Below are 14,232 nucleotides of genomic sequence, written 5' to 3' on the forward strand. Positions count from 1 at the left end.
TAGAGATTGCTATAGTCGACTTGGCAATCGCAGCCACCAATCGGCCATGACATTCCCCAATCTACGCCATTTGCAGGCCTTCAACGAAGTCGTCGCCACCGGCAGTATCAGTGCGGCGGCAGTGAAGATGCATCTGACGCAATCGGCCGTGACCCAGGCCATCGCCGCCATCGAACGCCACTTCGGCGCGTCGTTGTTCACGAGAACCAGTTCAGGAATGCAACCCACGGCGGCCGGCGCGATCTGTGCGGATCGTATCGCACGCGCCCTCGCCCAACTGCGGGATGGAATGCAGGAGGTGGCCAAAGCTGAACTGACCGCTGCCGAGCGCGAGCAGTTATTCCGACGCGTCAGCGGCGCTCAGCTGGCATCCCTGACCAAACTGGTCGAGTTCCGCAACTTCACCCACGCCGCGCGTGCCAGCGGAGTTTCCCAACCGACCATGCATCGGGCCGCGCGCACGTTGGAGCAAACATTGGGCGCTACGCTGTTCGAGAAGACCAGTTACGGCGTCGTGCCGACGCGAGAGGCAGAGAAACTCGCCCGCCGGGCGCATCGTGCATTCGTGGAAATCTCACAAGCACAAGCAGACATCGACGCACTACGCGGGCGCGAATCCGGCAGCACCGTGATCGGCGCGATGCCGCTGGCTCGCAGCTTTCTCATTCCCAGCGCGCTGATCCAGTTCACGCGCGAGCATGCCGAGCATGCCGTCTCCATCATGGAAGGCACGTATGAACATCTGCTGGCCGCGCTTCAATCCGGCCAGGCCGATTTTCTCATCGGCGCGTTACGCGACCTGCGGGTGAGCGCCGGCATCGTACAGGAGCACCTGTTCAACGATCCGTTGTCGATCGTGGTTCGCGCCGAGCATCCTTTGGCCAGGCGTCGCAGGCTCACGGCCAGCGATCTCACGAGTTATCCCTGGATCGCGCCACGAGCGACCTCGCCCTTACGCGCCCACTTCGACGCATTGTTCAACGATCTAGGCGTCGAGCCGCCGCACAGCTTCATCGAATGCAATTCGCTGGGAGCGGCGCGCGCCTTCCTGATGGAAGGCGATCACATGATGCTGTCTTCGACCAACCAGGTTCACTATGAGCTGCAAGCAGGCATGCTGGTGTGCCTGCCCCACCCGGCCGGCAAGGTCATACGAAGCATCGGGCTGACGGTGCGGGACGACTGGCGTCCCACCCAAGCACAGGCCCGCTTGCTGACAATCGTGCGCGAAACCGCGCAACAGTTGGGATGAAGTCAGCGGAGCGGCCCGATGCCGCCCCGCTGTGAGCTTCCGCTGGCAATTGCTCCATGCTTTGCCAACATTTCCGCCATCCCTGGCGGTCCGCTGGCAATTGCTCCTGCATTGCCAACATTTCCGCCATCCCTGGCGGTCAAAACTTATAACCCACGCCAAATTCGTAATTGCGGGGCGCGGCGTAATAGCCGACCTGATACAGGCTGGTGATGTATTTCTCGTCCGTGATGTTGCGCACGTTGGCACGCAGATGCAGATTCTGCGTCACTTCCCAACGTGCGAACGCATTCAACGTCGCGTAGCTGTCCTGTCGCACGAGCACGTTGGTGTACTCATCCACCTTGGAGATGTCGCTCTGCCAACGGCCGTTCACGCCGAACGACACAGCGGTGAAGCTCGGCAGACGCGCGCTCAATGCGATGTTCGCGGTTCGGCGCGGCACCCACTGGTACACGTCCCGATTCTGCTGGTCTTCGAGCTGCAACGTGGTGTAGCCGACCACCAGATCGACGTGCTCGCCGATGCGACCGGCGACCTCCAGTTCGATGCCCTTGGAATCGACGTCCACGCCTTCGTAGTAGTACTGCCCGTCGGGATGCTGTCCGGCGAACGTGGCCAAGTCCTCCTGCTCGGCTTTGAACAGGGCCACCGTCGTCAGCAAACGCTGGTCGAGCCATTCGCCCTTCAGGCCCACTTCGTAGTTCAGGCCTTTGGAGGAGATGAGATAGCGATTGTCGATGTCATACTGGTCCTGCGGCTGATAGATATCCGAGTAGCTGCCGTAGAGCATGAGATTGTCGATGAGCTGGTAGGTCAGACCGGCGTACGGGCTGAGCTCGCTTTCGCGCTGATCGAAGAGCACCTGGCTCTCATGACCGTCACGCTCATACTCGGCGAAGTTGAAGCCGACGATGGCGCGCAGCTTGTCGGTGACGCTGAGTCGCGTGGCGCCGAAGGCGCGCTTGAGCGTCTGATCCGTGGCGCCGTATTCCTCCGCCGGTCCCCAGACAGGTTCGTCGAACGCGTCGCCAGGATAAGGAAACGGCGGCAGCTCGCCCCAAGCGGGATCGTTCGGATCCGTGGGCCGATACTCTTGCAGATGCTCGCTGCTCGAATGGTTGAGCGCGAGCATTGCTTCGTGCTCGCGACCGAACAGCTCGTACCGGCCGTTCACGGCGAGCTCGAACATGTGCGCCTCGTCCTGCGTCGGCCAGCTGCCGGGATTACCCAGCAGCCCAAGGCCGGTGTCACGATCGATGCCGTCGTTGGTGTACGCGAAGAACAACTTGCTGTCGTCTTCGTACTTGCGATAGTTGTAAGTGAGCTTCAAATCCCAGGCGTCGGCGAGCTTGAACGTATATTCGACGAACGCCGTGGTGTTCTCGGTGTCCCAGAACGTCCAATCGAGCGACGTCGAAGCGCTGCGGCCGAACTCGGCCTGCGTGCCATCGGTATACGCGAGCACGAGCGCGCCCCACATGTTTCCATCGGTGTTTGCATCCTGATAGGAGGCGCCGAGGGTCAGCGTGGACCGCTCGCCGAGCTGACCGTCCACGACGCCGTAAACAAACATGCGATCGTTGCTCATGCCGCGCACGTATGAGTCCTGATCTTCGCCGGCAACCACCACGCGGCCGGCCCACTTGCCATCGGCGGTAAACGGTGTCGAATAATCGGCCTCGACGCGGCGCTGCTCGAACGAGCCCGCACTGGCCGCAATGCTGCCCTGGGCGACGTTGGTGGGCCGCTTGCGAACGTAGTTGATGGTGCCCGACGCATTGCCGACGCCGGTCAGCAAGCCGTTCGCGCCGCGGATGACTTCCACTTTCTCGTAACCGAAGGAGTCCATCGCGCCGGTGACGATGCCCCAGTCATTCGGCAGACCCACGCCGTCGACCTGCGTGTTCTTGATCTCGAAACCGCGCGCCATGTAATTGGTGCGGTTCGTTTCCCATTCCTCGACGTTGATGCCGGTCGCGAGGCGCAAGGCGTCGTTGATGTTGTCGGCGCCAAAATTCTCCATCTGCTCGCGGGTCACGACGCTGATGGACTGCGGAGTCTCGGCAATGTCCATATCGAGACCCGTCGCGCCTTTGCTGACACGATCGTCGCGCTTGGCGGTGATCAGCACCGTCTCGAGCGTCTGTCCGGACAGATCCTTGTTGGTTTGAGCGTGGCTGACGCCACTGGCCGTGGCGATGGCCAGCGCCACCGCCTTCCTGACTCCGATTCGCATTGTTGTCTCCCAGCATTCCTGAACGGATAGGCTGGCTGGGTTCGGTGCGAACCGGGCTGGCTTGGTGAACCTATACTACCGCAAAGGCAATCAGCGCCGCGCGACGAAGAACGCCCTGAGCATCTCCGCGCAGCTTTCGCCCAGCACGCCGCCCTCACATTCGAGGCGATGGTTCAGCGCTGAATGCTGAGTGATATTGAAAATAGATCCCGATGCGCCCGCGCGCGGATCGGTCGCGGCGTACACCAGACGTTTCACCCGAGCATGAACCATGGCGCCTGCGCACATCGCGCACGGCTCCAATGTCACATAGAGCGTGGTGTCGAGTAATCGATAGGTCGAGAGATTCTGCGCGGCGTTTCGTAACGCGATGATCTCGGCGTGCGCCGTGGGATCATTGGTGCTGATGGGCCGGTTCCAGCCCTCGCCGACGACGATCCCGTCTTTGACGATCACCGCGCCGACCGGCACCTCGCCCGCACGTTCGGCCTCGCGCGCCAGTTCGATGGCGCGCGCCATGAAAACCAGATCCGCGTCAGACGCCATCGAAGAATTCGACCACACCCGTTTCCAGGGAATATTCTGCGCCGACCACCATCAAGCCTTCGTGCCGGATCAACTGTTCGAGCACCGCCGAGCCATGGCGCAGATGATCGACCGAAGCGCGCACGTTGGAGCGCACGGCGTGACCCACCAGCGTGTGCAGATCGTTCTTGAGCTCGGTGCGCAGCAGCCCTTCCACCGAGGGCCGTACGCGATCGACGATGGACCGCAGATTGATCGACTGGTTTTCCGCGGGCCGCTGCAATTCTTCGATCGTGGCCAGGACGGCGCCACAACGTGAATGCCCCAGCACCACCACCAGTCGTGTGTTGAATCGAGAAGCGGCGAACTCGACGCTGCCGACCTGCGACGGCGCGACGACGTTGCCGGCCACGCGAATCACGAACAAATCGCCCAGGCCCTGATCGAACACGATCTCCGCGGGCACGCGTGCATCCGAGCAACCGAGAATGATGGCGATGGGCTGTTGTTCCTGAGTCAGCTCCACGCCCCGCGCGAGGTGCAGGTGCATTTCGCCGCTGCCAATGCTCGCCACGAAACGACGATTGCCGTCGCGCAGGCGTTGCAGCGCTTCTTGAGCGGAGATCATTCCTTCAAGCCCTCCCGACCGGTGTGCACCGGCTGATTCGATGAATGGTGACCGCGGATTGTACCGGGCTAACCCAGCCCACGCTCGTCCATGCGAGGAAACAGGCGCTGCAGGACATCGCGGTAAATGCTTTCCAGCAGCGCCGGGGACGCAATTTGTTCGGTAACGCTGCGAAACGCGCTACCCTCCGACAGCACCCTGACGAACTCGACCCGCGCGGCGGCCTCGTCCTTGGAAAGCTCTGGATAACTGTTACAAACGAGCTCGACGGCCTGATCGCGCAAGCGGCGGTCGGCGGCTCGGGCGATTTCGGCCACCGCGGGATTTCGTGTCGCCTCGGCGGTGATTTCCAGCAGCAGGACGCGTTCGCTGCGCTCGTCCTCGGAGGCATGCACATGACTGCGATGAGCAAAGCGAGCCGCGAAATCGATCTGCCGGTCCGTGTCGACCATCCACTTCAGGCGTCGGGCGACGATGTCCTCGACGATGGCGTGGACAATGGCTTCCTTGCTGGGAAAGTAGCGATAGATCTGCCCCACGCTCATGTGCGCTTCGGCCGCGATCTGACCCATGCTGGCAGCGTGGAAACCGTGACGAACCACACAGGCGCGCGCCGCCGAGACGATCTGGTCGCGGCGGACCTGGTCGCGCAACTCTTTGACGGGGCGTTTCTTTTCCGTAACTACAGACATGTTCACAATGTTTTCACAATCTGCCCCTGGGCGTTTGCCTCGGGCCTCGGCATACTAGAGTGAGAATGAACGTTCACACTCAGTTTCGGTCGCAGATTAGTCCAATGGCTTTTTCCCTGTCCAGTCCGATGACCCGCCCGATGCAGCGCTCTGCCCCCAAGTCCCTGACTCGATTCGCGCTTCTCCTCGCCGCCATGAGCATGGCTCTGGCCGGCTGCGGTAAGGATCAGGCCGGTGGTCCGCAGCGTCCCGCCACCGAAGTTGGCTTCATCACCGTGCAGCCGCAGCCACTGGTGCTGCAGTCGGAGCTGGCCGGTCGCACGACTCCTTATCTGGTGTCGGATGTCAGACCGCAGGTGTCGGGCATCATCAAATCGCGCCGCTTCGAAGAAGGCTCGCAGGTCAAAGCCGGCCAGGTGCTCTATGAAATCGACCCGGCACCCTATGAAGCGGCAGCCGCCGAGGCCAAAGCCGCGCTAGCGAACGCGAAGGCCGCGGTCGATGCCGCTCGCTTGAAAGATCAGCGCTACAGCGAATTGCTCGCCATCGAAGGCGTGTCTCAGCAAGAAGCGGACGACGCGAAGATGGCGCATGCGCAGGCGGTTGCTCAGGTCGCGCAGATGCAAGCGACGCTCGCGAGCGCGCAGATCAATCTGGATTACACAAAAGTGCGTGCGCCGATTTCAGGCCGCATCGGCAAGTCGTCGGTGACGCCAGGCGCGCTGGTCACCGCCAATCAGGAAACGGCGCTGTCCACGATCCGCACGCTCGATCCCATCTATGTCGACATGACGCAGTCGAGCGCCGAGCTGTTGAAGCTGCGCCGGCTGATTGGCGAGACCGGCATGAAGTCCGGCCGCGCCAAGGTGAATTTGAAACTCGAAGACGGCTCGACGTACAGCCACTCCGGCTCCATGAAATTCGCGGAAGTGGCGGTCGATGAGTCCACCGGCTCGGTGACCTTACGCGCAGAGTTCCCTAATCCCGAGGGCGTGTTGTTGCCCGGGATGTATGTACGCGCGGTGCTCGATCAGGCGGTGAGCACCACTGCCATCCTCGCGCCCCAACAAGGCGTCACTCGCGATGTGAAAGGTAATGCGACCGCGCTCGTGCTCACGGCCGACAACAAGGTCGAACAGCGCACGCTGGTGGCCGAGCGCGCCATCGGCGATCGCTGGTTGATCAGCAACGGCCTCGCCGAAGGCGACCGACTGATCGTCGAAGGCACGAACAAGGTCCGCGTCGGCGACACCGTGAATCCCGTGGACGTAGGTTCTGGTACCAAAGCCGCTGCTGCCGAACCCGCCTCCGCTGCCTCGGGAGGCTGATCATGCTGGCTAGATTTTTCGTCGGGCGCCCCATCTTCGCGTGGGTGATCGCCATCGTCATCATGTTGGCCGGCACGGCGGCGATCACATCGCTGCCCGTCGCGCAGTATCCGGACGTTGCGCCGCCGACTGTTGCCATCAGCGCCACTTACACCGGTGCGTCGGCGGAAACGGTCGAGAACAGCGTGACTCAGGTCATCGAACAGCAGCTCACCGGTCTCGACGGCTTGCTTTACTTCTCCTCGTCCAGCAGCTCGAACGGTCAGTCGTCCATCCAAGTGACCTTCGAGCAAGGCACCAATCCGGACACGGCGCAGGTCCAGGTGCAGAACAAAGTGCAGCAGGCGCTGCCGCGTCTGCCCTCCTCCGTGCAGCAACAGGGTGTGACGGTCGTTAAGTCACAAAACGACTTCCTGATGATCGTGGCCGTTGCCGACACGACCGATCGCGCCACCGCGAGCGATCTGGCCGACTTCCTGGTCAGCAACCTGCAGGACCCGATCGCGCGCGTGCATGGCGTCGGCGGCGTGCAGGTGTTCGGCTCGCAATATGCGATGCGCATCTGGCTCGATCCTGCCAAGCTGCTTTCTTATAACTTGATGCCGAGCGACGTGCGTGCGGCGATCGAATCGCAGAACACGCAGGTGTCGGCCGGCAAGATCGGCGGGCTGCCGTCACTGCCCGGCCAGCAGCTCAACGCCACCGTGACGGCGCAATCGAAGTTGCAAACGCCGGATCAGTTCCGCGCCATCATCGTGAAGCACGATCCCAGTGGCGCGACGGTTCGACTCGGCGACGTCGCTCGCGTCGAGCTCGGCAGCGAAAACTACGACTCCGTGCCGCGTTCCAACGGCCACCCCGCATCCGGCTTGGCCGTGAAGCTCGCGCCCGGCGCGAACGCGCTCACCACGGCCGAAGGCGTGCGCAAAGTCGTCGAAGAGTTGAAGTCCGCGCTTCCCGAGGGCTACGAGGTCGGTTATCCGCGCGACAGCACCGCGTTCATCAAGATCTCCATCGAAGAAGTGGTGAAGACGCTGATCGAGGCCATCGTGCTGGTGGTCATCGTGATGTTCGTGTTCCTGCAGAACTGGCGGGCCACGTTGATCCCGGCCATCGCGGTGCCGGTCGTGCTGCTCGGCACGTTCGGTGTGCTGCAGGTGTTCGGTTATTCCATCAATACGCTCACCATGTTCGCGATGGTTCTGTCCATCGGCTTGCTGGTGGACGATGCCATCGTCGTGGTGGAAAACGTCGAGCGCATCATGCGTGAGGACGGGCTTGGGCCGCGCGATGCGACGTTGAAGTCCATGGGCGAGATCACGCCGGCGCTGATCGGCATCGCCACCGTGCTCTCGGCCGTGTTCCTGCCGATGGCGTTCTTCAGCGGCTCGACGGGCGTCATCTATCGACAGTTCTCGATCACCATCGTGTCGTCGATGATCCTGTCGGTGGTCGTGGCGCTGGTGCTCACCCCTGCCCTGTGCGCGCAGCTGCTCAAGCACGTGCATGGCGCACCCGAGCATCGCGGCTTCTTCGGCTGGTTCAACCGCACGTTCGATCGGGCGGTGAATCGATATGAGCACGGCGTCGTCAAGGTGCTGAAGCGCCCACTGCAAGGCATGTTGGTCTTCGGCGCGATCACGGCTGTGATGGCCCTGCTGTTGCTGCGCCTGCCGACCGGCTTCTTGCCCACCGAGGATCAAGGCCAGGTGATGGTGCAGTTCACGCTGCCGCCCGGCGCGTCGGTGACGCGCACACTGGAAGTAGCCAAGACCATCGAGAAACATTTTCTCGAGAAGGAAAAGGCTAACGTGAAGATGATGTTCACGATCTCCGGCTTCAACTTCAGCGGCAGCGGTCAGAACGCGGGCATGGCGTTCGTGAACCTGAAGGACTGGAAAGAACGCAAGGGCGTGGAGAATCGCGCCGACACCATCGCGCGGCGCGCCACCATGGCGTTTTCGACGATTCGCGATGCGCAGGTGTTTTCGCTCAATCCGCCGTCCATTGCCGGTCTGGGTCAGTCCGGCGGCTTCGAATTCCAGCTGCAGGCCAGCGCGGGCACTACTCGTGAAACGCTGAGGCAGATGCGCGATCAGTTGCTCAACAACGCGCGTGCCGATGCCACGCTGTCCGCCGTGCGCCTCGGCGCCCTGCCGGATACGCCGCAGCTCCATGTGGAAATCGATCAGGCCAAGGCTAGCTCGTTGGGATTGTCGTTGGCCGACATCAATACGTCGCTCAGCGCAGCGTGGGCCGGCATCTATGTGAACGACTTCATCGATCGTGCACGCGTGAAGCGCGTGTATATGCAGTCTGATGCGCCGTTCCGATCCTCACCCGAGGATCTGGCACAGTGGTACGTGCGCAGCGAGAGCGGCACGATGACGCCCTTCTCCGCCTTCGCGACCACGAACTGGACTTACGGTCCCGAGAACCTGAGCCGTTACAACGGTCTTGCTTCTTATTCCATCCAGGGGTCGGCGGCGCCCGGCGAGAGCTCGGGCACCGCCATGGACAAGATGGAAGAGCTGGTGGGCAAACTGCCGCCGGGCGCAGGCTTCGATTGGAGCGGCCTGTCGTATCAGGAACGCCTCGCCGGCGGTCAGAAGGCTCTGCTCTACAGCATTTCGATTCTGGTCGTGTTCCTGTGTCTCGCGGCCTTGTATGAAAGCTGGTCGGTGCCGTTGTCGGTCATGCTCGTGATCCCGCTCGGTGTCGTCGGCGCGGTGCTCGGTGCGACGCTGCGTGGGCTGGAGAACGATGTTTACTTCCAGGTGGCGCTGCTCACCACCATCGGTCTGTCGGCCAAGAACGCCATTCTTATCGTCGAGTTCGCGGAAGCGGCTTACATGCGTGGCGCGAACCTGGTCGATGCTGCCATCGAAGCTGCCCGGCTGCGTCTGCGGCCCATCATCATGACCTCGCTGGCCTTCGTCGCGGGCGTGATGCCGCTGGCTGTGTCCACTGGCGCGGGCGCGAACAGCCGTATTTCCATCGGCACTGGCGTGGTCGGCGGCACGCTGACCGCGACTGTGCTCGCCATCTTCCTGGTTCCTTTGTTCTTCGTTCTGGTGCGCAAGTTGTTCAAAGATCGCTCCGTTGTCGAGGGTGAGACGCAGGACGCCGGCGTGCGCGTCCACGGCGAAGGAGCTCAACATGCGTAAGCAAGCTGTCACGTTGACTTTGGCTGCCGCGGTGTCGGTGGTGTTGGCCGGCTGCACGCTGGCGCCACGTTACGAGCGGCCTGCCTCTCCGGTTGCGGACACGTGGCCGAGCGGCGCGGCTTACGAGCCAGCGGCGGCGAGCGAGAAGACAGCTGCCGATCTGCCGTGGCGTGAGTTCATCGTCGATCAGAAGTTGCAGAAGGTCATCGAGCAGGCGCTCGCCAATAACCGGGATCTGCGTAGCGCGCTGGCGAACATTCAGTCCGCGCGGGCGCAGTATCGGATTCAGCGGGCTGATTTGTTTCCGCGGATCGATGGCGATGTGAGCGCGACGCGGTCCAAGAGCGTCAACACGTTTACTGGCGCGGGCACACCGATTGAGAACGAGTTTTATACAGCCAGCGTTGGCTTGAGCGCGTTCGAGATCGACTTGTTCGGTCGCGTGCGCAGCTTGTCCAAGGCGGCGCTGGAATCGTATCTCGCCACCGAAGAGGCGGCCCGGGCTACGCGCATCAGTTTGATTGCCGAGACGGCCAGTGCGTATCTCACGTTGGCAGCCGATAACAGCCAGCTGGAGTTGTCTCGCCGTACGGTTGAGAGTGCCCAGCGGTCGATGGAAGTGACGCGCAAACGACTTGAAGCCGGTGTGTCCTCGCGGCTGGATGTGCGGCAGGCTGAGACGATCTATCAGCAGGCTCGCGCGGACCTTGCGAGCACGACGGCGTTGATCGCGCAGGATCGGAACGCCCTGGAGTTGCTGACGGGGAGTCGGCTGCCCGATGAGCTGCTGCCGACGGAGTTGCCCGACAATCATCAGTGGCTCGCCGACGTGCCGGCGGGCTTGTCCTCTTCTGTGCTCTTGTCACGTCCTGATGTGTTGCAGGCCGAGCATCAGTTGAAGTCGGCCAATGCAAACATTGGCGCGGCCCGTGCCGCTTTCTTTCCATCGTTGTCGCTGACTGCGAGCACCGGGCTCGCCAGCACGGAGCTGTCCGATCTGTTCAGTGACGGCGCATCGACCTGGTCCGTGGGACCGAGCCTGACGCTGCCCATCTTCAACGGTGGCGCCAATATCGCGAACCTGTCTTACGCGAAGGCGCAACGCGATTTGTTCGTCTCTCAATACGAGCTGGCCATCCAAACCGCCTTCAAAGAAGTCGCCGACGCCCTCGCCGTCCGCGGCACCATCCAGGAACAGTTGGATGCCCAACGCGCGTTGGTTGACGCGGCTGCCGATAGTTATCAGCTGGCCGAGGCTCGTTATACAAAAGGTGTAGACACGTTCCTCGAAGCGCTCGACGCTCAGCGCACGCTCTACAACGCCGAGAAGTCGCTGGTGTCCACCCGCCTCACCGCGAGCGACAACGTCGTCACGTTATATCGCGTGCTCGGCGGCGGACTGGCTGACGGGGAGTAAGCGTACTTGAGGACTGCCGGAGCCCTCACTTTTCTTGGCAGTCTTCTTCTTAGCCGTTTTCTTGGCGCTCTTCTTGACCGCGCCGCGGGCCCGCCTGTCGGTACAAATCGCGCCGTCTTGGCTCCGAGTGCATCGGCCTGAGCGCGTGGTGTAACCTGCAATGCCCTGAATCGACCTTCACGAGCACGGCCATGAGCGAGACCACCAATTTGCAGCTGCGATCCTTGATCACTGCCGGCGGCGAGCTGCAGCTGTCGCTGCGACAGGCGAAGATTCCCGAACTCGCCGCGGATGAAGTACTCATTCGCGTGCTCGCCTCGCCCATCAATCCATCGGACCTTGGGCTGCTGCTCGGTCCGGCGGATCTGTCGACGGCACGCGCCGGTGGCACGCCCGAAAGCCCAACCATCACAGCGACGATTCCGCCGCAGTCCATGAACAGCGTGGCGCAACGAATCGATCAGTCGATGATGGTCGGCAACGAAGGCGCAGGCGTCGTCGTCAAGGCGGGCGCCGATGCGCAGAAACTGCTGGGCAAAACGGTCGCCGCGCTGGGCGGCGGCATGTATGCGCAGTACAGAGTTGCCAAGGCCGCCATGTGTCTGGTGCTGCCGGAGGGAACGACACCCGCTGAAGGAGCGTCCTGCTTCGTCAATCCGCTCACCGCGCTCGGCATGGTCGAAACCATGCGCCGTGAAAATCACACCGCGTTGGTGCACACCGCCGCTGCGTCGAACCTCGGCCAGATGCTCAACAAGATTTGTATGAAAGACGGCATCGCGCTCGTGAACGTCGTGCGCAGCTCGGAACAAGCGGCGACGTTACGAGCCATCGGCGCAAAGTATATCTGCGACAGCACTTCCCCCGACTTCATGAAGGAGCTGACTGATGCAATCGCGCAGACCGGCGCGACGCTGGCCTTCGATGCAGTGGGCGGCGGCAAGCTCGCGAATCAGATCCTGATCTGCATGGAGGCTGCCATCCTTCGCAAGAGCACCAGCTACAGCCGTTACGGCTCGCCGATCCACAAGCAGGTCTACACCTATGGCGTGCTCGACACTCGCCCGATCGAAATCGATCGCAGCGAGGTGGGCATGGCGTGGGGCGTCGGCGGCTGGCTGCTGACCTGGTTCCTTGAAAAGATCGGCCCGCAAGCGACGCAGAAGTTGCGCGAGCGCGTCGCGAGCGAGCTGAAGACGACCTTTGCGAGCCACTACACTGCCGAGATTTCCCTGGAAGAAGCTCTGCAGCTGGATGTGATCAAGGCCTACAACCGGCGGGCGACCGGCGAGAAGTACCTGATCAATCCCAACAAGCGGTGATGGCGAACAGCATCTCTAATTCCGCTTAAAAAAATATAAAAACTAAGTTCCCCCTCCCGTCCACGGGAGGGGGTCAGGGGGTGGGTCTTCTGGCCGCGTTTGACGCGCGCTCAGTTCTTCTGCGGCCGCGGGGGAATCGTCAATCCGGTTTCGACCGCCGGCCGCTTCAGAAACGCGTTCAATACGCGCTGCACGTTCGGGAAATTCTTGAAGCCCACCAGCTCGGCGGCTTCATAGAAGCCCACGAGGTTACGCACCCAGGGGAAGATCGCGATGTCGGCGATGGTGAACTGATCGCCCATCATCCAGGTCTTGTTCTCGAGATGTTTGTCGAGCACGCCGAGCAGACGCTTGGACTCGTTCACGTAGCGATCGCGCGGCCGCTTGTCCTCGATCTCCTTGCCGGCGAATTTGTGGAAGAATCCGACCTGGCCGAACATGGGCCCGATGCCGCCCATTTGAAACATCACCCACTGGATGGTCTGGTAACGCAGGATCGGATCCTGCGGCAGCAACTGGCCGGTCTTTTCCGCCAGATAAATCAGGATGGCGCCGGACTCGAACAAGGGCAGCGGCTTCCCGCCCGGCCCGTTCGGATCGATGATGGCGGGAATCTTGTTGTTCGGGTTCAGCGACAGGAATTCCGGCGACAGCTGGTCGTTGGTGTCGAAGCTCACCCGATGCACTTCGTAGGGCAGCCCGATCTCTTCCAGCGCGATGGACACCTTGACGCCGTTGGGCGTGTCCAGCGAATACAGCTGCAGGCGGTCCGGGTGTCGGGGCGCCCACTTCTTGGTGATCGGGAAAGCTGAAAAATCTGCCATGACGGACTCCTTGCTGGAGCCGGCATTCTCGCATCATCCGGGCGCCGGGCGACTGCCCGGCGTCGGAATAAGTGTCATGTCAGAGTTTCTTGAAAGCTGCGTTATGCACGATCTGCAAACGCCCGTCGGCTTGAACGGTGGATTGCAAGCTCTTGAAATCCGCACGCATCAGGTGTCGAGTCTCGAGTGGATGCTGGTGAGTCGCCGTGATGACTACAACCGGCGCTCCCGCCGCCTCGCCTGCTCTGATGCCCGCCGGCGCGTCTTCGAACACGAGACAATCATCGGCGGTGAACCCCAGGTTGCGAGCGGCGAGTTGATAGCACGCCGGATCGGGCTTGCCGCGCGGAATATCTTCGGCGGTGATGAAGACCGACGGTGGCGTGAAGCCCGCCGCTTCCAATCGGCGAACCGCCAACGCTCGCGGCGCTGACGTAACGATGGCCCACCGCTCCTTCGGCAGCATCGCTACAAACTCACGCGCGCCGGCAATGGCACGTACACCCTCCACATCCTCGATCTCGGCCGCCGTAATCGCTGCCGCCTCGGCTTCCGCGTCGACGCCCGGGATATTCAAGCGTCGCACGGAGTCGACAGCCCGTCGCCCGTGAATGTCGGGCAGGAAGGTTCTGGCATCGATGCCAAACTGCGCCGCCCAGCGAGTCCAGACTCGCTCGGCCGCCTCGATGGAACTCAGTAAAGTGCCATCCATATCGAACAAAATGGCCGCGAACGAGCGGCCGTCGAACAAAGCATCCAAATCAGTCATCCAGTGCAGCTCTCCTCAATCGCGGCGTAAAATAACACGCCGCGTAGAGTTACTGCCGATTCTTGCCCG

Annotated in this window: 11 protein-coding genes; 5 read left to right on the plus strand and 6 right to left on the minus strand. The window is 62.1% G+C overall.

Features of this window, described 5'->3' with window-relative positions:
• The first annotated feature begins 46 nt into the window (after positions 1 to 46).
• Complete coding sequence (locus VGD45_RS31955) at positions 47 to 1,252, plus strand: LysR family transcriptional regulator (RefSeq protein WP_331159472.1); 1,206 nt, start codon at positions 47 to 49, stop codon at positions 1,250 to 1,252.
• 139 nt (positions 1,253 to 1,391) lie between these two features.
• On the opposite strand, the gene VGD45_RS31960 is transcribed toward VGD45_RS31955, so the two are convergent.
• The 4 genes from VGD45_RS31960 to VGD45_RS31975 all read right to left on the minus strand — a co-directional run bounded on the left by VGD45_RS31960 (position 1,392) and on the right by VGD45_RS31975 (position 5,336).
• Positions 1,392 to 3,491 (minus strand): TonB-dependent siderophore receptor, encoded by a 2,100-nt coding sequence (locus tag VGD45_RS31960; RefSeq protein WP_331159473.1) that lies wholly within the window; start codon positions 3,489 to 3,491, stop codon positions 1,392 to 1,394.
• 90 nt (positions 3,492 to 3,581) lie between these two features.
• Positions 3,582 to 4,037 carry a tRNA adenosine(34) deaminase TadA gene (tadA, locus tag VGD45_RS31965; RefSeq protein WP_331159474.1) on the minus strand — a complete coding sequence of 152 codons (456 nt, stop codon included), beginning with the start codon at positions 4,035 to 4,037 and terminating at the stop codon, positions 3,582 to 3,584.
• Positions 4,027 to 4,644 (minus strand): carbonic anhydrase, encoded by a 618-nt coding sequence (locus tag VGD45_RS31970; protein ID WP_331159475.1) that lies wholly within the window; start codon positions 4,642 to 4,644, stop codon positions 4,027 to 4,029. The genes tadA and VGD45_RS31970 overlap by 11 nt, the downstream gene beginning before the upstream one ends.
• A 68-nt stretch (positions 4,645 to 4,712) precedes the next feature.
• Complete coding sequence (locus VGD45_RS31975) at positions 4,713 to 5,336, minus strand: TetR/AcrR family transcriptional regulator (RefSeq protein WP_331159476.1); 624 nt, start codon at positions 5,334 to 5,336, stop codon at positions 4,713 to 4,715.
• Positions 5,337 to 5,476: 140 nt separating this feature from the next.
• Here VGD45_RS31975 and VGD45_RS31980 point away from each other — a divergent pair, with 140 nt between their 5' ends.
• The 4 genes from VGD45_RS31980 (at position 5,477) to VGD45_RS31995 (ending at position 12,570) form a co-directional block, all read left to right on the plus strand.
• A complete protein-coding gene (locus VGD45_RS31980) occupies positions 5,477 to 6,664 on the plus strand; it encodes an efflux RND transporter periplasmic adaptor subunit (RefSeq protein ID WP_331159477.1) in 1,188 nt (395 codons plus the stop codon).
• A gap of 2 nt (positions 6,665 to 6,666) precedes the next feature.
• A complete protein-coding gene (locus VGD45_RS31985) occupies positions 6,667 to 9,831 on the plus strand; it encodes an efflux RND transporter permease subunit (RefSeq protein ID WP_331159478.1) in 3,165 nt (1,054 codons plus the stop codon).
• Positions 9,824 to 11,248, plus strand: coding sequence for an efflux transporter outer membrane subunit (locus VGD45_RS31990; protein ID WP_331159479.1), 1,425 nt, complete (start codon positions 9,824 to 9,826; stop codon positions 11,246 to 11,248). The genes VGD45_RS31985 and VGD45_RS31990 overlap by 8 nt, the downstream gene beginning before the upstream one ends.
• 191 nt (positions 11,249 to 11,439) lie before the next feature.
• Positions 11,440 to 12,570, plus strand: coding sequence for a zinc-binding dehydrogenase (locus VGD45_RS31995; protein WP_331159480.1), 1,131 nt, complete (start codon positions 11,440 to 11,442; stop codon positions 12,568 to 12,570).
• Positions 12,571 to 12,680: 110 nt separating this feature from the next.
• Here VGD45_RS31995 and VGD45_RS32000 read toward each other — a convergent pair whose 3' ends face one another.
• Both VGD45_RS32000 and VGD45_RS32005 read right to left on the minus strand, forming a co-directional pair.
• A complete protein-coding gene (locus VGD45_RS32000) occupies positions 12,681 to 13,394 on the minus strand; it encodes a glutathione binding-like protein (RefSeq protein WP_331159481.1) in 714 nt (237 codons plus the stop codon).
• A 79-nt stretch (positions 13,395 to 13,473) separates the two neighbouring features.
• The gene (locus tag VGD45_RS32005; protein WP_331159482.1) at positions 13,474 to 14,163 is read right to left on the minus strand and encodes an HAD-IA family hydrolase; all 690 of its coding nucleotides are present in this window, start codon (positions 14,161 to 14,163) and stop codon (positions 13,474 to 13,476) included.
• Positions 14,164 to 14,232: the final 69 nt, after the last annotated feature.

The sequence above is a fragment of the Steroidobacter sp. genome (assembly GCF_036402275.1).
Classification (GTDB): Bacteria; Pseudomonadota; Gammaproteobacteria; order Steroidobacterales; family Steroidobacteraceae; genus Steroidobacter.